The 19,137-nt window shown below is 59.9% G+C and carries 23 protein-coding genes; 16 read left to right on the top strand and 7 right to left on the bottom strand.

Annotation, left to right across the window (positions count from 1 at the left end; translation table 11 throughout):
* Positions 1-59: 59 nt before the first annotated feature.
* The 3 genes from ACR0JF_RS02185 (at position 60) to ACR0JF_RS02175 (ending at position 2,019) form a co-directional block, all read left to right on the top strand.
* A complete protein-coding gene (locus tag ACR0JF_RS02185) occupies positions 60-1,181 on the top strand; it encodes an anhydro-N-acetylmuramic acid kinase (RefSeq protein WP_480668867.1) in 1,122 nt (373 codons plus the stop codon).
* An 84-nt stretch (positions 1,182-1,265) separates the two neighbouring features.
* Positions 1,266-1,547, top strand: a complete 282-nt coding sequence (locus tag ACR0JF_RS02180) for a hypothetical protein (RefSeq protein WP_170659745.1) — start codon at positions 1,266-1,268, stop codon at positions 1,545-1,547.
* A gap of 10 nt (positions 1,548-1,557) precedes the next feature.
* Complete coding sequence (locus ACR0JF_RS02175; RefSeq protein WP_170659744.1) at positions 1,558-2,019, top strand: hypothetical protein; 462 nt, start codon at positions 1,558-1,560, stop codon at positions 2,017-2,019.
* 93 nt (positions 2,020-2,112) lie between these two features.
* Here ACR0JF_RS02175 and ACR0JF_RS02170 read toward each other — a convergent pair whose 3' ends face one another.
* Positions 2,113-2,535: a cupin domain-containing protein gene (locus ACR0JF_RS02170; protein ID WP_170659743.1), complete on the bottom strand. Its 423-nt coding sequence runs from the start codon at positions 2,533-2,535 to the stop codon at positions 2,113-2,115.
* 85 nt (positions 2,536-2,620) lie between these two features.
* Between ACR0JF_RS02170 and ACR0JF_RS02165 the strand changes: the two genes are divergently transcribed.
* The gene (locus tag ACR0JF_RS02165) at positions 2,621-4,039 is read left to right on the top strand and encodes a protein adenylyltransferase SelO (protein WP_170659742.1); all 1,419 of its coding nucleotides are present in this window, start codon (positions 2,621-2,623) and stop codon (positions 4,037-4,039) included.
* Here ACR0JF_RS02165 and ACR0JF_RS02160 read toward each other — a convergent pair.
* Positions 4,015-4,932, bottom strand: a complete 918-nt coding sequence (locus ACR0JF_RS02160) for an adenylate/guanylate cyclase domain-containing protein (RefSeq protein WP_170659741.1) — start codon at positions 4,930-4,932, stop codon at positions 4,015-4,017. The genes ACR0JF_RS02165 and ACR0JF_RS02160 overlap by 25 nt on opposite strands.
* Before the next feature lie 157 nt (positions 4,933-5,089).
* On the opposite strand from ACR0JF_RS02160, the gene ACR0JF_RS02155 reads away from it, so the two are divergent.
* The 5 genes from ACR0JF_RS02155 (at position 5,090) to ACR0JF_RS02135 (ending at position 9,121) form a co-directional block, all read left to right on the top strand.
* Complete coding sequence (locus tag ACR0JF_RS02155; protein WP_170659740.1) at positions 5,090-5,794, top strand: endonuclease/exonuclease/phosphatase family protein; 705 nt, start codon at positions 5,090-5,092, stop codon at positions 5,792-5,794.
* A gap of 83 nt (positions 5,795-5,877) precedes the next feature.
* Entirely contained in the window at positions 5,878-6,291 is a 414-nt protein-coding gene (locus ACR0JF_RS02150; RefSeq protein WP_170373928.1) for a Fur family transcriptional regulator, read from the top strand.
* A 140-nt stretch (positions 6,292-6,431) separates the two neighbouring features.
* Positions 6,432-7,316: a DMT family transporter gene (locus ACR0JF_RS02145; RefSeq protein WP_170747588.1), complete on the top strand. Its 885-nt coding sequence runs from the start codon at positions 6,432-6,434 to the stop codon at positions 7,314-7,316.
* A gap of 136 nt (positions 7,317-7,452) precedes the next feature.
* On the top strand, positions 7,453-8,730 hold the full coding sequence (gene eno, locus ACR0JF_RS02140; protein WP_170659737.1) for a phosphopyruvate hydratase: 1,278 nt from the start codon (positions 7,453-7,455) through the stop codon (positions 8,728-8,730).
* Between the two features lie 220 nt (positions 8,731-8,950).
* A complete protein-coding gene (locus ACR0JF_RS02135) occupies positions 8,951-9,121 on the top strand; it encodes a hypothetical protein (protein WP_170638520.1) in 171 nt (56 codons plus the stop codon).
* Here ACR0JF_RS02135 and ACR0JF_RS02130 read toward each other — a convergent pair.
* From ACR0JF_RS02130 to mazG, 3 genes are all read right to left on the bottom strand, one after another.
* On the bottom strand, positions 9,118-9,567 hold the full coding sequence (locus ACR0JF_RS02130) for a GNAT family N-acetyltransferase (protein WP_170659736.1): 450 nt from the start codon (positions 9,565-9,567) through the stop codon (positions 9,118-9,120). The genes ACR0JF_RS02135 and ACR0JF_RS02130 overlap by 4 nt on opposite strands.
* The gene (locus tag ACR0JF_RS02125; RefSeq protein WP_170659735.1) at positions 9,564-10,502 is read right to left on the bottom strand and encodes a nucleoside hydrolase; all 939 of its coding nucleotides are present in this window, start codon (positions 10,500-10,502) and stop codon (positions 9,564-9,566) included. The genes ACR0JF_RS02130 and ACR0JF_RS02125 overlap by 4 nt, the downstream gene beginning before the upstream one ends.
* 63 nt (positions 10,503-10,565) lie before the next feature.
* The gene (gene mazG, locus ACR0JF_RS02120) at positions 10,566-11,411 is read right to left on the bottom strand and encodes a nucleoside triphosphate pyrophosphohydrolase (RefSeq protein ID WP_170659734.1); all 846 of its coding nucleotides are present in this window, start codon (positions 11,409-11,411) and stop codon (positions 10,566-10,568) included.
* Positions 11,412-11,477: 66 nt separating this feature from the next.
* On the opposite strand from mazG, the gene ACR0JF_RS02115 reads away from it, so the two are divergent.
* The 4 genes from ACR0JF_RS02115 to ACR0JF_RS02100 all read left to right on the top strand — a co-directional run bounded on the left by ACR0JF_RS02115 (position 11,478) and on the right by ACR0JF_RS02100 (position 15,131).
* Positions 11,478-12,641, top strand: a complete 1,164-nt coding sequence (locus ACR0JF_RS02115) for a M20 aminoacylase family protein (protein WP_170659733.1) — start codon at positions 11,478-11,480, stop codon at positions 12,639-12,641.
* Between the two features lie 11 nt (positions 12,642-12,652).
* Positions 12,653-13,627 carry an agmatinase gene (gene speB / locus ACR0JF_RS02110; protein ID WP_170659732.1) on the top strand — a complete coding sequence of 325 codons (975 nt, stop codon included), beginning with the start codon at positions 12,653-12,655 and terminating at the stop codon, positions 13,625-13,627.
* Between the two features lie 89 nt (positions 13,628-13,716).
* Entirely contained in the window at positions 13,717-14,664 is a 948-nt protein-coding gene (gene speB, locus ACR0JF_RS02105) for an agmatinase (protein WP_170659731.1), read from the top strand.
* A gap of 65 nt (positions 14,665-14,729) precedes the next feature.
* Entirely contained in the window at positions 14,730-15,131 is a 402-nt protein-coding gene (locus tag ACR0JF_RS02100; protein WP_170659730.1) for a DUF1499 domain-containing protein, read from the top strand.
* Between the two features lie 4 nt (positions 15,132-15,135).
* Here ACR0JF_RS02100 and ACR0JF_RS02095 read toward each other — a convergent pair whose 3' ends face one another.
* Positions 15,136-15,417, bottom strand: a complete 282-nt coding sequence (locus ACR0JF_RS02095; RefSeq protein ID WP_170458634.1) for a hypothetical protein — start codon at positions 15,415-15,417, stop codon at positions 15,136-15,138.
* Positions 15,418-15,480: 63 nt separating this feature from the next.
* On the opposite strand from ACR0JF_RS02095, the gene prfA reads away from it, so the two are divergent.
* The 3 genes from prfA to ACR0JF_RS02080 all read left to right on the top strand — a co-directional run bounded on the left by prfA (position 15,481) and on the right by ACR0JF_RS02080 (position 18,201).
* Positions 15,481-16,536: a peptide chain release factor 1 gene (prfA, locus tag ACR0JF_RS02090; protein WP_170373916.1), complete on the top strand. Its 1,056-nt coding sequence runs from the start codon at positions 15,481-15,483 to the stop codon at positions 16,534-16,536.
* Entirely contained in the window at positions 16,533-17,378 is an 846-nt protein-coding gene (gene prmC / locus ACR0JF_RS02085) for a peptide chain release factor N(5)-glutamine methyltransferase (protein ID WP_170659729.1), read from the top strand. Before prfA ends, prmC begins: the two co-directional genes overlap by 4 nt.
* 241 nt (positions 17,379-17,619) lie before the next feature.
* Entirely contained in the window at positions 17,620-18,201 is a 582-nt protein-coding gene (locus tag ACR0JF_RS02080) for a DUF4167 domain-containing protein (protein WP_170659728.1), read from the top strand.
* A 56-nt stretch (positions 18,202-18,257) separates the two neighbouring features.
* Here the strand turns inward: ACR0JF_RS02080 and rsmA are convergent, their stop codons facing one another.
* Entirely contained in the window at positions 18,258-19,100 is an 843-nt protein-coding gene (rsmA, locus tag ACR0JF_RS02075; RefSeq protein ID WP_170659727.1) for a 16S rRNA (adenine(1518)-N(6)/adenine(1519)-N(6))-dimethyltransferase RsmA, read from the bottom strand.
* Between the last annotated feature and the right edge of the window lie 37 nt (positions 19,101-19,137).

Genomic DNA, 19,137 nt, shown 5'->3' with positions numbered 1-19,137 from the left:
TTGCACGCTCTGATTGTTCAGAAGGCAGGTGCAACGTCTGATACAGGCAGGAGGCAGCCGTGCGGCAGTCCAACAAAACAAACGGGCCGATCCGTGCGCTTGGGGCGATGTCCGGAACGTCAATGGATGGCGTGGATGCGGCTGTGGTCGAAACCGATGGTCATCGGATCTTCAGCTTTGGTGAAACCGGCTATCGCGCCTATTCCGAGGCTGAACGTGCAGTAATCCGGGCCGCTATGGGGCAATGGCAAGGCGCGGATGTGGAGGTCGCGGGCGAGTTGGTGACCGTGGCCCATGCCGAGGCCTTGTCGGAATTCGAAGCGGTGGATTTGATCGGCTTTCACGGCCAGACCCTTGCGCATGAGCCGCGTGGGCGGGGCACCTTGCAGGTGGGCGATGGCGTCGGGCTGGCGCAGGCGCTCGGTTTGCCGGTTGTCTGGGATTTCCGCAGTGATGATGTGGCTTTGGGGGGCGAGGGCGCGCCTCTGGCCCCGTTCTTTCATTTCGCCTGTGCCAAATGGATCGATGCGCAGGAGCCGCTGTGTTTCCTGAACCTCGGCGGTGTCGGCAACTTGACCTATGTAGACCCGTCCTTTGATGGCCCTGAGGCACCGGGGGCGTTGCTGGCTTTTGACACCGGCCCGGCAAATGCGCCTGTCGATGATCTGATGCAGGCCCGTCTGGGCCAGCCGATGGATCGCGACGGTGCAGTGGCCCGAGGCGGCACCGTGGAAACCGGTGCACTTGAGCTGTTTCTGGCCGAACCATTCTTTGCGCGCATGCCGCCCAAATCCCTGGATCGAAACGACTTTGCCGAGATGGTGCGTCTCGTGCAGGAGTTGAGCGATGCGGACGCGGTTGCGACCCTGACCGCGATGTGTGCGGCGGGTGTGGCGCAGGGGATGCAGCATTGCCCGAAACCACCCACGCGCGTGCTGGTGACCGGCGGTGGGCGGCATAACCCCGTTTTGATGGAGATGCTGCGCGTTTCGTTGGATTGCCCGGTTGAGCCGGTCGAGGTCGTGGGGCTGGACGGCGATATGCTGGAAGCTCAGGCCTTCGCCCATCTGGCGGTCCGCGTGGCGAGGGGTTTGCCGACCTCATGCCCTGGAACGACGGGGGTGCAGGCCCTGGTGGGCGGCGGCATTGTCAGCCGTGTCTCGGTGGATCAGGCCAGCTAAGCTGGAAACTCGGACCAAGTGGTTCAAAAGCGGGCATAAATATGCAACGCTTGTGTAAACTTGTTTCAACAAAGGTCTTGTTTCATGGCGACAAAAGCGGAACTGGAAGCCGAACTTGAGGCGCTGCGGGCTCGCAACGCGAAGTTGGAGGAGCGCGCGGAGGTGGGCGCCGAAGAAAAGGCCTCGACCAAGACCAGCGATGAGATTCGGCGATTGCTGAAAGAGCATGGCGTTGATCTATCCGGGGCCGAGGCCATGGGTGAGGAGGTCGTTGCCGAGTTTGGTCGATTGCAGAAGGATTATCCGATTACAGTTCTGCTGATTGCGTTCTCGCTTGGGTATGTGGTCGGTCGGGCCAGCAGATAGAGAGGGTTAGATGAGCAGACTTAGCAGAAATCTTGTAACGATCTATCGCACGGAGCGCCTGATCGCGCGTCGTCGTCTTGCGGTCATGCAGCAACAGACGATCCTGATGGTGCTGGCAGGTATCGCGGCACTGGCCGGTCTGGTTGCCCTGAATGTTGCCATCTTTTTTGCGTTGAACGCGTTGATGTCTTCCGCCGGTGCAGCAGCGGTGCTGGCGGCAGGGAACCTAGTTTTGGCGGCGCTGCTGGTTCTGTTTGCGCGGCGGACCAGTGTCGAGGATGAAATCGCCCCGGCGGTGGAAGTTCGCGATATGGCGATTGCAGACGTTGAAGACGAGATGGAAGAGATGGCCAGTGAAGCACGTGAGGTGGTTCAGGCGGTGAAGAACATTGGGGCAAACCCGTTGGGCTCTTTACCAGCGTTGCTGGTGCCTTTGTTGACTGCGCTTTTGAAGAACCGGGCCGAGAAATAGGTGGGTGCGGGGTTGGGGGCTCTGCCCCCGCCGCGCTTTGCGCGCCCCCCCCCCCGAGGTATTTTTGGCCAGATGAAGTTTGGATCCCTCGTGCTATCTGTTGCGAGGGATGTTGAAACCTGCGGCGGCGAGGTCGAAACCTTCGAATTCGAAACCGGGAGAGACGGTGCAGCTGACCAGAGTGTAGTCTCCGGTGGTTCGGGCGGCTTGCCAGTGGTTTGCGGGAACAATCAGTTGCGGCGCGCCTTTGGACAGGTCGGGGCTGAGAAGGTGGTCGGTGGCAGGGCCTTGGTCGGTTTCGCTGATCGACAAGATCAAAGGGGCGCCTGCGTGGTAGAGCCAGATCTCGGTGGCATCGACGCGGTGCCAGTGGCTGGATTCCTTGGCCTCTAGCAGGAAATAGATGCAAGTGCCCGTGGCACGGCCTTCGTTTTGCGCGCGCCATGTCTCGCGGTACCAGCCGCCTTCGGGGTGTTTTTGCAGGTTCAGGTGGTCGATGATCTCTTGCGCGGTCATGTTTGGCCCTTTGGGTTTGCGCGATTATGCATGGGTTCACACGATCCGCTATGGCAATCATCGCCTAAGGTCATATGTTTGCACCATGCCCCTTACGATCCCCTTTGATAACTCCTACGCCCGTTTGTCGGATGCCTTTTACACGCGGCAGTCTCCGGTCCCTGTGAAAGAGCCTCAGTTGATTGCGTTCAACGAGGGGCTAGCGCGGATTTTGCGCATCTCACCCGGAGATGTCACGGAGATGGCGCAGGCCTTTGCGGGGAATACATTGCCCGATGGGGCAGAGCCTTTGGCGCAGCTGTATTCTGGTCACCAGTTCGGGACTTATAATCCTCAGCTCGGGGATGGGCGTGCGGTTTTGCTGGGCGAGACTGTGGGCGAAGACGGGATACGCCGCGACATTCAGCTGAAGGGCTCCGGCCGGACACCTTATTCGCGGCAAGGTGATGGGCGGGCATGGCTGGGGCCGGTGTTACGGGAATATGTGGTTTCAGAAGCGATGCATGCGCTGGGCATTCCGACCACGCGCGCTCTGGCGGCTGTTGAAACCGGGGAAGCGGTCTACCGCGAAGGGCCGATGCCGGGGGCGGTTCTGACCCGTGTGGCGCAGAGCCATTTGCGCGTGGGCACATTTCAAGTCTTTGCCGGGCGACGGCAGGTCGAAAGTTTGAAACAACTGACCGACTATGCCATCCAGCGCCACTACCCCGAGGCTGAAGGGCCAATGGGTCTGTTGCGGGCCGTGCGTGATGCGCAGGCGAATCTGATCGCGGCGTGGATGAGCGTTGGGTTCATTCACGGGGTGATGAATACGGACAATTCCTCGATCGCGGGGGAGACCATCGACTATGGTCCTTGCGCCTTCATGGACAGCTACCATCCGAATACGGTCTACAGTTCGATCGACCGGATGGGGCGTTATGCCTATTCTAACCAGCCCGAAATCGCAGTGTGGAATCTGGCGCAACTGGCGACGGCCTTGATCCAGCAATACGATGATCCTCAGGACGGCGTCGAAGAAGCGACCGAGATCGTACACGCCATGCCCGATTTGTTGCAGCAGGAGTGGTTGAGCCGCTTCCGTGCCAAGCTGGGTTTAACGCGCGCAGAGGATGTGGATCTTGAGTTGATCACCGACCTGTTGAAGCGTATGGCGGAGGAGCATGCGGATTTCACCAACACGTTCCGGGCACTGGGCGGAGAGACCGCGCGGGATCAGTTCACGAACCCCGAGGCGTTTGATGGCTGGGCTGAGGGTTGGCAGGCCCGCAAGTCGCGCGAGTCGGATCCACAAGGGATTATGGCAGCGGCAAACCCGGCCTTCATCCCGCGCAACCACCGCGTTGAGCAGATGATCGAAGCTGCGGTGAAGGGGGACTATGCGCCGTTCCATCGATTGAACGATGTGTTGTCACGCCCCTTTGAGGATCAGCCCGAGGATGTCGATCTGACACGGCCCCCCAGTGCAAATGAGGTGGTTCACGTCACGTTCTGCGGAACCTGATTGCGTCCCAGCAGCTCAAATTGAAGGCAGGTTTCGGACATGTCGATGGGCAGAGTTGGAGAGATCAGGCCGCTATCGGCCAGCATGACCGATTCCCGTTTCAGTTGGATTTCGCGTCCGGATTCCGATTTCACGTAGGTCCCCGAGGTGCTGCGATCTGTCAGGATCAGCTTACCTGCTTTCATGGCAAGGACCGCATGAAGGCGCGAGATCCAGGGCTGCGGCAATACCACATCACAGTCAGGCGCACGGCCGATCTTGAACTCTCCATTGCCTAAACAACGCCAGACTCGGTCTTCATGGCGCAGGATCAGGGTCAGACCTTCGCGGGGCTGCCAGTTCTCCTCGGTGCGGCCAAAACTCTGTGGCAGGCGCGTCTGCGAGATAGAGTCGGATTCGGGGTGGATCAGGGAATAGGCCGTCTGAGGCTCGGTCAGCCCCTTCAGGCTGAGCTGGCCCAAGGGTGTCAGCGTGCGCCGAAGATCGGCAGGAAGCAAAACAGCGATCCCTTGGCTGAAACAGGCCTCACCCGGATTGGCTGCGGTCGCAAAGCGGGCTGTCACGTTGACGGCCTCGCCATAGATGCCGCGCTTGCCGATCACGATGGGGCCGCAATGCACGCCGACATGAACCGATAGCGGCGTATGTGTCGAAGGCTCAATCAGTTTCAGGGCTGCATTGTAGGCCGCGCTCGGGTTCTCGAAATAGCTGAGAACATCGTCGCCCTTTTGTCCGACCGGAATGCCGCCAAACTCTTGCAGGACCGAGCGCAGCCGATCGATCTCAAGTTGGATCAGGCGCTGGGCTTCGTCATCGCCCACCGCCTTGTAGAGCGGCGTACTGCCCACGATATCGGCAATGATCATCGTGGCGAATGTGGATTCAACGTCCAAGGGCGAGTTTCCTTTTTGCGGCAGTTTAACCCCGCTTGATTTCGTGTAAACTTATTTAATGTAATGCTCATAAACCTTTGAGGGAACGCGCTGAGAATTGCAACACCGCGCCCATTTCTAAGGTTCCAAATCGGTGCCGTTGACTCTGAAAAGCGATATGAAAATACCCTCGGTTCTGCGGCTTGCCAGCTACAATATTCAGAAATGTGTCGGCCTTGATCTTCGGCGTCAGCCACAGCGCATCCTTCAGGTTCTTGAGGGGATGCGCGCCGATATCGTTGTGTTGCAAGAAGCGGATAAACGGCTGCCGCCACGGCCTGCCGCGCTGCCTCAGTTCATGTTGGATGAGGCCGGATGGCAGATCGTCGAGCTCGGCGGGGCAGGCAGTTTGGGATGGCATGGAAATGCGGTGATCTGGCGGGGCGATGCGATCTCGGTCCGTCAGACCGGCCATCACGAATTGCCGGGGTTCGAGCCGCGGGGCGCGGTGCGGGTTGAGTTCGATACCCCCATTGGGCCGCTTCGGGTGATGGGCATGCATCTGGGGCTGCTGTCCGCTTCGCGTCGACGACAGATCACTCACATCCGTCAGTTCGGTGCGGATCTGGAGGATATGCCCACGGTCTGGGCCGGGGATTTCAACGAATGGTCGCGCTCACCTGTGCTGGACAACCTCGTGCCCGAGATGCGGTTTCTGCCTCCGCTTCCCAGCTTTCCCGCCGCCCAGCCTCTGGGCGCTTTGGATCGGATTGCCCTAGGGCAGGGTGTCGAGGTGCATGCGCATGGGGTGCATGAGGATCGCCCGGCCCATATCGCCTCGGACCATCTGCCGATCTGGGCCGATCTGCGCCTTGAAGGATGATCTGCGCGGGCATGTCGAATTCTTGTGGCGCGGCGCGTGCGGACATACTAAGACAGACACCCGAATAGTTTCTGAGGGGCATCATGCCGGATACGATCATTTCGCGTTGTGAGGCCAAAGGCCTTCGCATGACCGGCCAACGGCGCACCATTGCGCAGGTTCTCGAGGAGAGCGCGGACCACCCGGATGTCGAAGAACTCTATGCCCGTGCCTCGGCTTTGGATTCGGGTATCTCGATCGCAACGGTCTACCGCACGGTGAAACTGTTCGAAGAGGCCGGCATTCTGGAGCGTCTGGAATTCGGCGATGGCCGCGCCCGCTATGAAGATGCCGAGAGGGATCACCATGATCACCTGATCGACATGCAATCGGGGGAAGTGATCGAATTCGTCGACCCCGAGATCGAAGCCCTACAGGAAAAGATCGCGGAAAAACTGGGCTATCGCCTGAAGGGACACCGGCTGGAGCTGTATGGCGTTCCCATCAAGCCCGAGTGATCCATCACCAAACGCGATGGGTGGCAACAAGACAATTCATCGCTCGCGATGTGATAGGTCTTGATTTAACGCAATATATACGGTTTTGCTGAAGTGAGAAGGCGGCAATTGGTGCCGCCCGTTTCTTTACGGACAGACCCATGAACAACGTCAACGGCATTTTGCTGGTCATTGCGTCTATGGCGGCTTTCACGCTTGAGGATGTCTTCATCAAGCAGCTTACGTCATCAATAATGCCTGGCCAGATTCTGGTCATGCTGGGGCTGGTCTGTTCTGTCGTATTTCTGGTCATGGCCATCGCGACCCGAAAACGGATTTTTGTGCCCGAGGCGTGGCAGCTTTTGCCGATGATCCGCGCTATGTCCGAAGCCGTCGCTGCGGTGGCCTTTGTGACGGCGCTGGCCCGTGTGGACCTTTCGACCGTTGCGGCCGTGTTTCAGGCAATGCCTCTAGCGGTCACCATGGGGGCAGCCCTTTTTCTGGGTGAACAGGTCGGTTGGCGACGCTGGAGCGCGATTGGCATTGGCTTTATCGGCGTACTGATGATCATCCGACCCGGGCTTGAAGGGTTCCGCCCGGAATCCCTTTATGTCGTGGCTGCGGTCATCGGCGTGGCGGCGCGCGATCTGATAACACGGCGGTTGGACAGCAAGGTCTCTTCGGCGGTGGTGTCCTTGCAGGCCTATCTGGCCTTGGCCGTGGGCGGTGCAGCCTTGATGATCATGAGCGGCCATCCACTGGAAGCCATGCAAAGCGCTGAGGTCTGGCCTTTTGCCGGAGCGGCCTTTTTCGGTGTTCTGGGCTACTATGCGATCGTGATCGCGATGCGCGTCGGCGAAGCCTCAGCCGTTACGCCGTTTCGCTACACGCGGCTTCTGTTTTCGATCCTTGCGGGTGTCTTGGTCTTTGGCGAACGTCCGGACCTGATGACACTGGCGGGGGCGTCCCTGATCATCGGCTCGGGCCTGTATACCTTTCTACGCGAACGCAAATTGGCGCGAGCAATGGCCTTGGCCGCCGCGTAACCCTGTTGGCGCAAACATGACGCTGTTAGCCCTAAAGGGCCGGGAATATACGTGTTAGCGATAACGGAAATGGTTTACTTTTAGTTCCGTGCTGCTATGACGCGTGCAACGGAATGCAGCCACAGGGACCGCCCTCATGAGTACCATCATCGACATTCACGCACGCGAAATCCTGGACAGCCGGGGCAACCCGACGGTCGAGGTCGACGTGATTCTGGAAGACGGCACAATGGGCCGCGCGGCTGTGCCCTCGGGTGCCTCCACCGGCGCCTATGAGGCGGTTGAAAAACGCGACGGTGACAAGGCGCGTTACATGGGCAAAGGCGTGCTCGAGGCCGTTGCCGCCGTCAACGGTGAGATCGCCGAAGAGCTGGTAGGCTTTGACGCGACTGAACAGGTCGCCATAGACCAGGCTATGATCGAACTGGACGGCACCGAGAACAAGGGTCGTCTGGGCGCAAACGCCATTCTGGGTGTTTCGCTGGCGACGGCCAAGGCGGCGGCGGATTTCACCACGCAACCCTTGTATCGCTATGTCGGTGGTACCTCGGCCCGCGTCCTGCCGGTTCCGATGATGAACATCATCAATGGCGGCGAGCACGCCGACAACCCGATCGATATTCAGGAATTCATGATCATGCCGACCTCGGCCGCGAATATTCGCGAGGCGATCCGCATGGGCTCCGAGGTGTTCCACACGCTTAAGCGTGAGCTGTCGGCTGCCGGTCTGGCCACCGGAGTGGGCGACGAAGGCGGCTTTGCCCCCAACATCGCATCGACCCGTGAGGCATTGGATTTCATCCTGCAGGCGGTCGAAAAAGCGGGCTACAAGCCGGGCGAGGAAATTCACCTCGCCCTGGATTGCGCCGCGACCGAATACTTCAAGGACGGCAAATATGTGCTGGCGGGTGAGAATATCTCGCTGACCTCAGAGGAAAACGCCGAGTATCTGGCGACCCTGGTCAAAGACTATCCGATCATATCGATCGAAGACGGGATGTCCGAAGACGACTGGGATGGTTGGAAAGCTCTGACTGATGCCATCGGTGACAAGGTGCAACTGGTTGGCGACGACCTTTTCGTGACCAACCCGGAACGTCTGGCCGAAGGGATCGAGCGTGGCTGCGCCAACTCGATGTTGGTCAAGGTGAACCAAATCGGATCGCTGACCGAGACACTACGCGCCGTCGATATGGCCCACCGCGCGCGTTATACCAACGTGATGTCGCATCGCTCAGGCGAGACCGAGGACTCCACCATTGCCGATCTGGCCGTGGCGACCAATTGCGGTCAGATCAAGACCGGCTCGCTGGCGCGCTCGGACCGGTTGGCCAAGTATAACCAGCTGATCCGTATCGAAGAATCGCTGGGTGAAGTTGCGGAATATGCCGGAGCGTCGATCCTGAAACAGTGATCTGAAACCCGGTGCAGAACTCTGTTAGAGACCCTCTTTCCCCGGAAAGAGGGCCTTTTTGATAGCAAAAGGACGGCTGCGACTGTTAATTCCTCTGGCTAGGAGAATTCGCCTTATTTGCAGGCGTTTAGCGGGTTAACAGATGTTATGTGTGAACTTAATCACACAGCGCTCACGGTTTCGTGTTCTATACTGTCGCCATTACAGAAAGGAGCACACCATGACTGGTTCGAAATTCCTTCTCGTAGCGACAGTTCTCAGCACTGTATTTCTGGCGGCCTGTGCAGGGCCCGGGACCTATCCGATCACAGGGCAAAAGGTCTCCTCCGACGATCCGGTGCAGGAGATGTACTATAACCCGAGTGTGATTTTCCGGGGCGAGTCGCGCTAGAGCGCTTTGCTCATCAGCATGTAGCGCTCGCGTGGTTTGAAGCCGGTGCGCAGATATAGTTTCTGCGTCGCCTCGTGCGTGCGGTCGACTTCAAGGTGCAGGGCCGTCAGCCCGGCCTCGGCAAGCGCCTTGGGCAGTTCCAGCAGGACCTCGGTTGCGATACCTCGACCACGAACGGCGGGGCGGATGTAGATTTCGTCCACGAACCCATCCATGCCGCCGAATTCAACCGACCAGCCGAAGGTCAGGATGATATAGCCCAAAGGCGCGCGGCCCGGGCCAATCAGGTAGATGCAGCCATGAGGGATGCCCTCAAGCAGAGGCATCAGCGCCTCGCGCCGTTGGTCGGCGTCTTGCGCGATCCCCTGTTCGGCGTGGAACGCAGAGACAAGCCCCATCAGGCGGTCCAGATCTTCAGGTCGAGCCAGTCTTAAAGCGGCGGTCATAGGCGGGCCAGCCTTCCCGTGAGAAGGGTGAAGAAACCTTGGGCGTCCACGTCGCCCATGAACATAGCATTCGGTTTTCGGTCTGTTACACGCCACCAGTCAGCGACTGTCATGCCCAGCGTCAATTCTGACTTGGTTTCGATCTCAACATTAATGTGGCGACCCGAGAACAGTTCTGGCTGAATCAAATAGGCGGTAACGCAGGGATCGTGCAAAGGTGCGCCTTCTGAGCCGTACTTTTCCTTGTCAAAGCGCTCGAAAAAATCGGTCATTTCAGCAACTGCATGACCGACCTTACTATCCAGCGATCTGAATGCGTCATTGCGATGCGGTGTAACCAAAGCGTCATGGGTCACATCAAGAGGCATGACGACAATATGAGCTCCAGATTTAAACACGATATCAGCAGCTTCAGGGTCGACATAGATGTTGAACTCTGCGGCTGGCGTGATGTTCCCGACCTCGAAATAGGCACCGCCCATCAGCACGATTTCCTGCACCCGGTCGACGATATCCGGGGCCTTCTGGAAGGCGGTCGCGATGTTCGTCAGCGGCCCCAGCGGGCAGAGCGTGACTGTCCCGGGTTCCTGCGTGCGCAGGGTTTCGATGATGAAATCAACCGCGTGGCCCTCGGTCAAAGGCATCTGTGGATCCGGTAGAACGGGACCGTCCAGCCCGGTTTTGCCGTGCACATGTTCAGCCGTGATAAGAGGGCGTTTAAGCGGCCGGTCGCATCCGGCATAGACCGGCACCTCGGTATGGCCCGCCAACTCACAGACAATACGCGCGTTCTTGGCGGTCAGTTCAAGCGGCACATTCCCGGCGACGGCAGTAATGCCCAGCACCTCGATCTCTTCGGGGCTGGCGAGCGCTAAAAGAATGGCGACGGCGTCGTCCTGACCGGGGTCGGTGTCGATGATGATCTTGCGGGGCATTGGAGTCTCCGGGGGGCGTGAAGGTCGGACAGTCGCAAGTGTCACGCGACTTGTCCACCTGATTCAGGCTCCAACTGGCGGGAGTTTGCCATTGGCGCGGTGTTCCTCAGTCTTCACCTCATCCCATAGCGCATCCATCTCGGCCAGATCGCTTTGTGAAGGGGTCTTGCCGCGCGCGGCCAGACGAGCCTCGACCTGCTCAAATCGGCGGGTGAACTTGGCGTTGGTGCGGCGCAGGGCGGCCTCGGGTTCGATCCCCAGATGCCGCCCGAGATTGACCATCACGAACAGCAGATCGCCGAATTCATCTTCCAGCGCGTCGGCGTCCTTGGCGTTGCGCGCTTCCTCCAATTCGGCGGCTTCTTCGGTGATCTTGGCGAGGACATGGCTGGCATCAGGCCAGTCGAATCCCACCCGCGCGGCCCGTTTCTGCAGCTTGTGCGCGCGCAGCAGGGCGGGCAGGTTGGCGGCCACTCCGTGCAACGCGCCTTTTTGTTCCTTGCCCGCGCGTTCGGCAGCTTTGATGGTCTCCCAATCCTTGGTTTGCTGGTCGGCGGACTTTTCACGAGATTCGTCGCCGAACACATGCGGGTGCCGGCTGACCATCTTGTCCGACATGGTGCGGACCACGTCCTGAAAGGTGAAATGCCCCGCTTCCTCAGCCATTTGCGCGTGGAAGACGGATTGGAAGAGAAGGTCACCCAGCTCTCCCTTCAGTTCATCATAGGCCTGCCGTTCGATGGCGTCGGCGACCTCATAGGCTTCCTCGATCGTGTAGGGGGCGATGGTGGCGAAATCCTGTTCGATGTCCCACGGACAACCGCTTTGCGGGTCGCGCAAGCGGCGCATGATTTCCAGCAGGCGCTCGATACCCGCATCGCTGTCATGGATCAGAGGATTTTCAGCCATTGCGAACCCTTTCGTTCCGGTGTCAGATGCATCCATTCCGCAGTCCCGATCAGGAGTCCACCCCAGATGCCCGTCGTCAACCGAATTGCCGATTTTGCCGCCGATATGGCCAAGTGGCGCCAGCACTTGCACACGATCCCTGAACTGGAGTTCGAATGCTACGAGACAGCCGCTTTCGTGGCCGAGCGTCTGCGGGAGTTCGGCGTGGATGAGCTGCACGAAGGCATCGCCAAAACCGGGATGGTGGCGATCATCAACGGACAGGGTGAGGGCCCAACCATCGGGTTGCGGGCCGATATGGACGCATTGCCGATCCCCGAAGAGACGGGCGTTGAATACGCCTCGAAGAACCCCGGTAAAATGCATGCCTGCGGGCATGACGGGCATACCACGATGCTGTTGGGGGCTGCGCGCTATCTGGCCGAGACGCGGAATTTTGCGGGCCGTGTGGCGCTGATCTTTCAACCGGCCGAAGAAGAAGGTGGCGGCGCGGATGTGATGGTGCAGGAAGGCATCATGGACCGGTTCGACATCTCTCAGGTCTATGGCATTCACAATGATCCGGGAAACCCCGAGGGCGCCTTTTACACGACCGCCGGGCCTCTGATGGCTGCTGTGGATACGTTCGAGATTCACGTGCAGGGGCAGGGCGGTCACGGAGCTTTGCCACACCAGACCAAGGACCCGGTGATGGCGGCCTGCGGGATTGCACAGGCGATCCAGACGATTGTCAGCCGGAACCACTATGCGGTGCAGGATCTGGTGATCTCCGTCACGCAGATTCACGCCGGAACAGTGAACAATGTGATTCCGGACACAGCTTACCTGAACGGTACGGTTCGCACGTTTGACCCAACCGTTCAGAAGATGGTGATGGAACGGATGGAGCAGATCGTGGCAGGGCAGGCGGCCTCATACGGGGTTGAGGCGACGTTGGACTATCAGATCGGCTATCCGGCGACGATCAATGACACCGAGAAAACAGCCTTTGCCGCGGATGTGGCGCGCGAGGTCTCAGGCGAGGACCGCGTTGTCGACAATATGGGCCGCGACATGGGGGCCGAGGATTTCTCATACATGCTGCAGGCGCGTCCGGGGGCGTATCTGTTTCTGGGTCAGGGTGAGGGCGCCGGGCTGCACCACCCAAAATACAACTTCAACGATGATATCGCACCGGTCGGGGCCTCGTTCTTTGCCCGGATCGTGGAAAAGGCGCAGCCGCTGGGCTGAGGGGACAAGACATGGCACTGGAAGACGCAAAGCATCAGGTCGATGAGGCCTTTACCAACCCCGACCTCAAGGGTCTGTCCTATGAGAACACGTTCGGCGGCGCGACCTCGTTCCTACGGCGGCTTTACACTAAGGACCTGAAGGGCGTGGATATCGCCGTCACCGGCGTGCCTTTCGATCAGGCGGTGACGAACCGCCCCGGCACAAGGCTCGGCCCCCGTGCGATCCGCGAGGCGAGCGCCCTGCAATCCCCCGATGCACCCTATGGTTGGCCCTTTGACGCGCTGAGCGAGCTGGCGATCGTTGACTATGGCGATATGGCCTATGACTACGCCAATATCCCGGCCTTTCCGGATACGCTGACCGATCATATCCGCACGATTCTGGCGGCTGACGTGGCCTCGGTCACCTTAGGCGGCGATCACTATATCAGTTTTCCGATCCTGAAAGCCTATGCCGAGAAATTCGGGCCCATGTCGCTGCTGCAATTCGATGCGCATACGGACACCTGGGCCGATGATGATATGTCCCGCGTCGATCACGGGACCATGTTTTACAAGGCGGTGAAGTCGGGGATCGTGGACCCGAAACGCTCGGTTCAGGTTGGTATCCGCACCAGCAACGAGGATACGTTGGGCGTCAACATCATCGACGCGCGCGAGGTCTACGAAGCCGGCCCCGCTGCCGTGGCGCAGAAGATCAAATCCATACTCGGCGACCGCCCCGTCTATCTAAGCTTCGATATCGACGGCTTGGACCCAGCCTTTGCGCCGGGGACCGGGACGCCGGTTTGGGGCGGTTTGTCCTCGATTCAGGCGCAGATCATTCTGCGCGACATCGCCGGGATCAACATCAAGGGCGGAGATGTGGTCGAGGTTTCTCCGCCCTATGACACATCCGGGGCAACAGCCATCGCCGGGGCGCATGTGGCCACGCAGATCATCTGTCTGCTGGGTTGGAACCGGCTAATGGCCGAGAAAAAGTAAACGGGGATCGATGTGTGTTAACCAATGGTTAGCCAAGTTTCCGGTATGTGCTGAGAAACGTGATCTGATGGGATGGGAACCAACTGCACATGACTGAAAAAAATCAACCGATCAGTGGCAATGATCTGGCGCGGTTCTCCGGGCCGAACACGTTCATGCGGCTGCCGCAGGCGACCTCGCTGGCCGGGCTGGATGTGGCGTTGTTGGGGATACCGATGGATATCGGCACCTCGTGGCGGTCGGGCACACGGTTCGGCCCCAAGCAAATCCGCAGCGAAAGCGCGATGATCCGGCCCTACAATATGGCTACATCAGCAGCCCCGTTTGATACGTTGCAGATTGCGGATATCGGCGATCTGGCGATCAATACGTTCTCGCTGTCGGAAAGCCTCAAGATCATCAAAGACAGCTATGACGGTATCCTTGCGCAGAATGTGATCCCGGTGGCGATGGGCGGAGATCACTCCATCACCCTGCCGATCCTGCGCGCGATTGCCGCCAAACACGGGCCGGTCGCCCTTGTGCATGTGGATGCCCATGCAGATGTAAACGACGAGATGTTTGGCGAGCGTGAGACCCACGGCACCGTCTTCCGCCGCGCCCACGAGGAAAAGCTGATCGTCCCCGACAAGACCTTTCAGATCGGCATTCGCGGTTCGGGCTATGCCTCAACCGATTTTACCGAGGCGCAGGGCTGGGGCTTCCAGCAATTTCCCGCGTGGGAGTTGTGGCAGCAGAACCTCACGCAGATCGGCTCGCAAATCCGCAAGACGGTCGGCGATCACCCTGTCTATATCACCTATGACATCGACAGTCTGGACCCGGCCTACGCCCCCGGCACCGGCACGCCCGAGATCGGAGGGCTGACAACCCCGCAAGCCCTGCAGCTGATCCACGCGCTGCAAGGGGTGAACGTGGTGGGCTGCGATCTGGTGGAGGTGTCTCCGCCCTACGACCCGTCGGGGAACACGGCCCTTACGGCCGCCAATCTTCTGTTCGAGCTTCTTTGCATCCTGCCCGGTGTGACGTCACGGTAGTTGGCCGGGTTCGCCTTGAAACGGCATCTGTTCCGCATAGGGTTCAGGAAAAGGACAGGAACGGAATGAAACGCATGCTGATTTTGGGTGTTGTTGGTCTGGTGATTGCGCTGGGGGCCTATATCCGGCTTGCGCCCTCCGATCCGGCGGACTGGCACGTTGCCCCTCAGGCCGAGACCAACCAGGATCTGCAAGGTGGCGTACTACGCGTGGTCGAAACAGGGCCAGAGGGGTTGGCGAGGCTGGATGCCATTGCCCGCAACGCGCCCCGCACAACTGTTCTGGCCGGGTCGGTGGGTGAGGGGCGGATCACCTATATCACCCGCACCAAGATCATCGGCTTCCCTGACTACACCACAGCCCAGCAGGACGGAGACGTGTTGCGCATTCATGGCCGCTTGCGCTTTGGTCGCAAAGATTTCGGAGTGAACAAGGCCCGCGTTAATGGGTGGCTGGCGCAGATGTAGGCGTTTAGGACGCGGATGTCTTGAGGGTCTGATCCAGATCGGGCCAATCCAAATCCGAGGACAGGCATCCTTCCTGCACCTCGCGCCACATCGGCACATTCAACGACATCTGGCATTGCGCGGTGAAAATTCGGCCATCAACCTGCAGGCAGATCATTTGCCCCAACTCGATCCGCGAACCTGATTTGTCGGTGCAATAGCAATCGCGAACCTTGCCATCTGGCCCGACATAATCGGCCATGGCGGGTAGTGCGAGCAGCGAAAAAATGAAAACCAACCCCTTCATGATCGAAAGCTTAGCACAAGGCTGGCCCTTGACCAAAGCCCCAGATTGAGAGACACCCGCCGGATGATCCCCGAAGAACGCCTTGAGCAGATAACCCAGCGATTCCAATACCTCGAAGCCGCCATGGCCGATGGCGCCTCGGGTGGGGATATAGCGACCCTAGCCAAAGAGTATTCCGACCTCAAACCGGTGGTCGATCAAATCCTGTCCTGGCGTCAGCTGGTCTCGGATCTGGCCGAGGCCGAAGCGATGCTGGCCGACCCGGATATGAAAGAACTGGCCGAAGAGGAAATCCCCCAGCTTCAGTCCCGTATCCCCGAGGCCGAACATGCGCTGCAACTGGCGCTGCTGCCCAAGGACGCAGCAGATGCGCGACCGGCCATGCTGGAAATTCGTCCCGGCACCGGCGGGGATGAGGCGGCGTTGTTCGCCGGAGACCTGCTGCGCATGTACCAACGCTATGCCGAGGCGCGGGGATGGCGGTTCGAGATCATCGAAGAACAGGCCTCGGACCTTGGCGGCATCAAAGAGGTCGTTGCCCATATCAAAGGCGACAATGTCTTTGCGCGGATGAAATACGAATCCGGCGTGCATCGTGTGCAGCGCGTGCCCGAAACCGAAAGCGGCGGGCGAATTCACACCTCGGCTGCAACGGTCGCGGTTCTGCCCGAGGCCGAGGATGTAGACATCCAGATCGACGCCAATGACATTCGCATTGATACGATGCGGTCGTCCGGGGCCGGGGGGCAGCACGTGAACACCACCGACTCGGCCGTGCGGATTACCCACTTGCCGACCGGTCTTGTGGTGACCAGCTCTGAGAAATCGCAACACCGAAACCGCGAGATCGCGATGCAGGTGCTGAAAACACGTCTCTATGATCTGGAACGGCAGCGGATCGACAGCGAACGCTCGGCAGATCGGGCCAGTCAGGTGGGCTCGGGCGATCGCTCCGAGCGAATCCGGACCTATAACTTCCCACAAGGCCGGATGACGGATCACCGTATCAACCTGACGCTTTACAAGCTGGATCAGGTCATGCAGGGCGATCTGGATGAGGTGATCGATGCCCTGACTGCGGATGATCAGGCCCGGCTGTTAGCCGAGATGGCGCAATGATTGCGGCCCTGACCGCCGCCAAGGCGATGGCTGCCGCAACAGCCCGCCTGCGTGCTGCCGGTGTCAATGACCCGGCCCGCGACGCGCGGGTCCTGCTTGCCCATGCGGCCCGAATTGAGGCCAGCCGCGTCACTCTGATCGCGCCCGAGGAGCTGTCGCCCGACATCGCCGAACGTTATGAGCAATTGGTGTCGCTGCGCGCGATCCGGGTGCCTGTGTCGCATCTGCTAGGAGAACGCGAATTCTACGGTCGCAGTTTCCGCGTCAGCCGAGATGTGCTGGACCCGCGACCGGAGACCGAAACGCTGATCGAAGCCGCGTTGAGCGAGCCATTTGACCATGTTCTGGACCTCGGGGTCGGCTCGGGCTGCATCCTGGTGACGCTACTGGCCGAACGCGCCAGTGCCACGGGCCTGGGTGCAGATCTGAGCGAAGCGGCCTGTTTGCAGGCCAGCGCCAACGCGGTTCAGCATAACGTACAGGACCGGGCCGAGATTTTGCGCTCGGATTGGTTCGAGCGGATTGAAGGACAGTTCGACCTCATCGTCTCGAACCCGCCCTATATCGCGCTTTCCGAGATGCAGGACCTGTCGCCCGAAGTGCGCGAGCATGAACCGCGCATGGCTTTGACCGATGAAGGGGACGGTCTGGACGCCTATCGAACGATCGCGGCGGGTGCACCTGATTTCCTGATGGCGGGCGGGCGCTTGCTGGTTGAAATTGGGCCGACACAGGCCAAGGACGTGTCGGCCTTGTTCGACGCCGCTGGCTTGTCGGATATCCGAGTCATCCCTGATCTGGATGGGCGCGACCGTGTTGTTTTGGGCAGAATCCCGGGTTGAACGCAGCGTTAGAGGCCGAAAAGCGCCGCTCTTTGTAAAAAAGCTGCGAAATATCCCAGAAACCTCTTGTCTGAGGCGGCAGGACATGTTTACTCAGAACTGGTCGGAGAGGTTGACGCTGGTTCAGCGCACCCCTGACGCCAAGCCCAAAAAAGCCGATGACACGTTACGGGACAGGCCTCTGAGCAGCGTAAGGTACGGGTTGATCGGCAGCGAATTGATAAGGCTGACGTAAAGTAAGATGAGATCTTCCAAATCCCGCTCGCGGGCCAAAAATAACCGCAATCGTCCTTCTGGCGGCAACGTCGTCAACCGGGTGTTCGACAGCTCGGGCCCCGAGGGTAAGGTGCGTGGCACACCGCAGCAGATCATTGACAAATATAACCAGCTTGCGCGCGATGCACAGCTGTCCAATGACCGTGTCGCGGCTGAGAACTTTCAGCAACACGCCGAACACTATCTGCGGATGCTGAGCGAGGCACAGCGCGAGATTGAAGCGCGCCGCGAAGAGCAAGAGCGCCAGAACCGCGAACGTCAGGCCGAACGCGATCGTGAACGCGCCGAGCGTCAGGAGCGTGAAGCCGCCCGTCAGGCCGACCCGGCCGAGGCGCCGCAGCCTGATGTGATGGATTTCAGCGCGCCCGAGCCTGCGCCGGAAAGCGGGTTGGTCGAAACCCCTGAGAGCAAAGACAAAGGTACTCAGGCCCCTGAGAAGAAGGAAAAGCCCGCGCGCAAACCGCGTGCGCCGCGCAAGCCCAAAGCTGCACCTGCGGCTGAGGAGGCACCAAAAACCGATGGCGACGCGCCCGAAGCGGCCGAGTAAGCCCTGCACGGATACGAAGAAAGCCCCGGTTTTATCCGGGGCTTTTTTTGTTACGCCTATGTTTTTTTGACTTCGCGTGCGAGGGCGCAGAAAGCCTCAAGCGGGACCTGCTCGGCCCGATCGGTGGGCTTGATGCCGGCTGCGATCAGGCGATCTTCGATATCAGGCGCCACACCTTTCAATGAGGCACGCAGCATTTTGCGGCGTTGATTGAATGCCGCGGCCACGACGCGTGAAAGGGTGCTGGCATCGGCTGGATAACGCGGCTCGGGCAGGGCGGTCAAGTGAACCACCGCGCTGGAGACTTTCGGTGGTGGGGTGAACGCACCGGGAGGCAGGGACATGGCGATGCGCGCCTCGGCGCGCCATTGGGCCAGAATCGCAAGGCGACCATAGGCTTTGCTTCCGGGTTGGGCGACGATGCGTTCTGCCACTTCGCGCTGGAACATCAAGGTCAGGCTCTGCCAGAAGGGTGGCCATTCCGGCGGGGTCAGCCAGCGCACCAGCAGCTCGGTGCCGACGTTGTAGGGTAAGTTGGCCGCGACGCGGATGGGCGGGGTCAGGTGTTCCAGCGGATTGATTTCCAGCGCGTCGCCGTTGATCACCTCCAACTGGCCCGGATAGGCGGTGGCTATGTCATTTAGGGCAGCGATACAGCGGGTGTCTTTTTCCACCGCTACGACCTTGCGCGCGCCCTCAGAGAGCAGCCCACGGGTCAGCCCTCCGGGGCCGGGGCCGATTTCCAGAACGTCACAGGTGCTGAGGTCTCCGGCCTGGCGCGCGATCTTGGCGGTCAGGTTCAGGTCCAGCAGAAAGTTCTGGCCCAGCGATTTGCGGGCGGACAGCTGGTGGGTCGCGATGACCTCACGCAGGGGGGGGAGGGTGTCGATAGCGCTCATGATCCGGTTACCGTGACGCGTTTGGGGTGGTCAGCGC

The organism is Ruegeria sp. BG11 (assembly GCF_056538565.1).
The sequence above is the reverse complement of the archived record's forward strand: the minus strand, read 5'-3'. Positions and strand labels throughout refer to the sequence as shown.

Bases quoted from the DNA above. Each gene is read 5' to 3' on its own strand.
- ACR0JF_RS02180 (WP_170659745.1), top strand. From the start codon at position 1,266: ATGGCGACAAAAGCGGAACTGGAAGCCGAACTTGAGGCGCTGCGGGCT.
- ACR0JF_RS02175 (WP_170659744.1), top strand. From the start codon at position 1,558: ATGAGCAGACTTAGCAGAAATCTTGTAACGATCTATCGCACGGAGCGC.
- ACR0JF_RS02170 (WP_170659743.1), bottom strand. From the start codon at position 2,535: ATGACCGCGCAAGAGATCATCGACCACCTGAACCTGCAAAAACACCCC.
- ACR0JF_RS02165 (WP_170659742.1), top strand. From the start codon at position 2,621: ATGCCCCTTACGATCCCCTTTGATAACTCCTACGCCCGTTTGTCGGAT.
- ACR0JF_RS02155 (WP_170659740.1), top strand. From the start codon at position 5,090: ATGAAAATACCCTCGGTTCTGCGGCTTGCCAGCTACAATATTCAGAAA.
- ACR0JF_RS02150 (WP_170373928.1), top strand. From the start codon at position 5,878: ATGCCGGATACGATCATTTCGCGTTGTGAGGCCAAAGGCCTTCGCATG.
- ACR0JF_RS02145 (WP_170747588.1), top strand. From the start codon at position 6,432: ATGAACAACGTCAACGGCATTTTGCTGGTCATTGCGTCTATGGCGGCT.
- eno (WP_170659737.1), top strand. From the start codon at position 7,453: ATGAGTACCATCATCGACATTCACGCACGCGAAATCCTGGACAGCCGG.
- ACR0JF_RS02135 (WP_170638520.1), top strand. From the start codon at position 8,951: ATGACTGGTTCGAAATTCCTTCTCGTAGCGACAGTTCTCAGCACTGTA.
- ACR0JF_RS02130 (WP_170659736.1), bottom strand. From the start codon at position 9,567: ATGACCGCCGCTTTAAGACTGGCTCGACCTGAAGATCTGGACCGCCTG.
- ACR0JF_RS02125 (WP_170659735.1), bottom strand. From the start codon at position 10,502: ATGCCCCGCAAGATCATCATCGACACCGACCCCGGTCAGGACGACGCC.
- mazG (WP_170659734.1), bottom strand. From the start codon at position 11,411: ATGGCTGAAAATCCTCTGATCCATGACAGCGATGCGGGTATCGAGCGC.
- ACR0JF_RS02115 (WP_170659733.1), top strand. From the start codon at position 11,478: ATGCCCGTCGTCAACCGAATTGCCGATTTTGCCGCCGATATGGCCAAG.
- speB (WP_170659732.1), top strand. From the start codon at position 12,653: ATGGCACTGGAAGACGCAAAGCATCAGGTCGATGAGGCCTTTACCAAC.
- speB (WP_170659731.1), top strand. From the start codon at position 13,717: ATGACTGAAAAAAATCAACCGATCAGTGGCAATGATCTGGCGCGGTTC.
- ACR0JF_RS02100 (WP_170659730.1), top strand. From the start codon at position 14,730: ATGAAACGCATGCTGATTTTGGGTGTTGTTGGTCTGGTGATTGCGCTG.
- ACR0JF_RS02095 (WP_170458634.1), bottom strand. From the start codon at position 15,417: ATGAAGGGGTTGGTTTTCATTTTTTCGCTGCTCGCACTACCCGCCATG.
- prfA (WP_170373916.1), top strand. From the start codon at position 15,481: ATGATCCCCGAAGAACGCCTTGAGCAGATAACCCAGCGATTCCAATAC.
- prmC (WP_170659729.1), top strand. From the start codon at position 16,533: ATGATTGCGGCCCTGACCGCCGCCAAGGCGATGGCTGCCGCAACAGCC.
- ACR0JF_RS02080 (WP_170659728.1), top strand. From the start codon at position 17,620: ATGAGATCTTCCAAATCCCGCTCGCGGGCCAAAAATAACCGCAATCGT.
- rsmA (WP_170659727.1), bottom strand. From the start codon at position 19,100: ATGAGCGCTATCGACACCCTCCCCCCCCTGCGTGAGGTCATCGCGACC.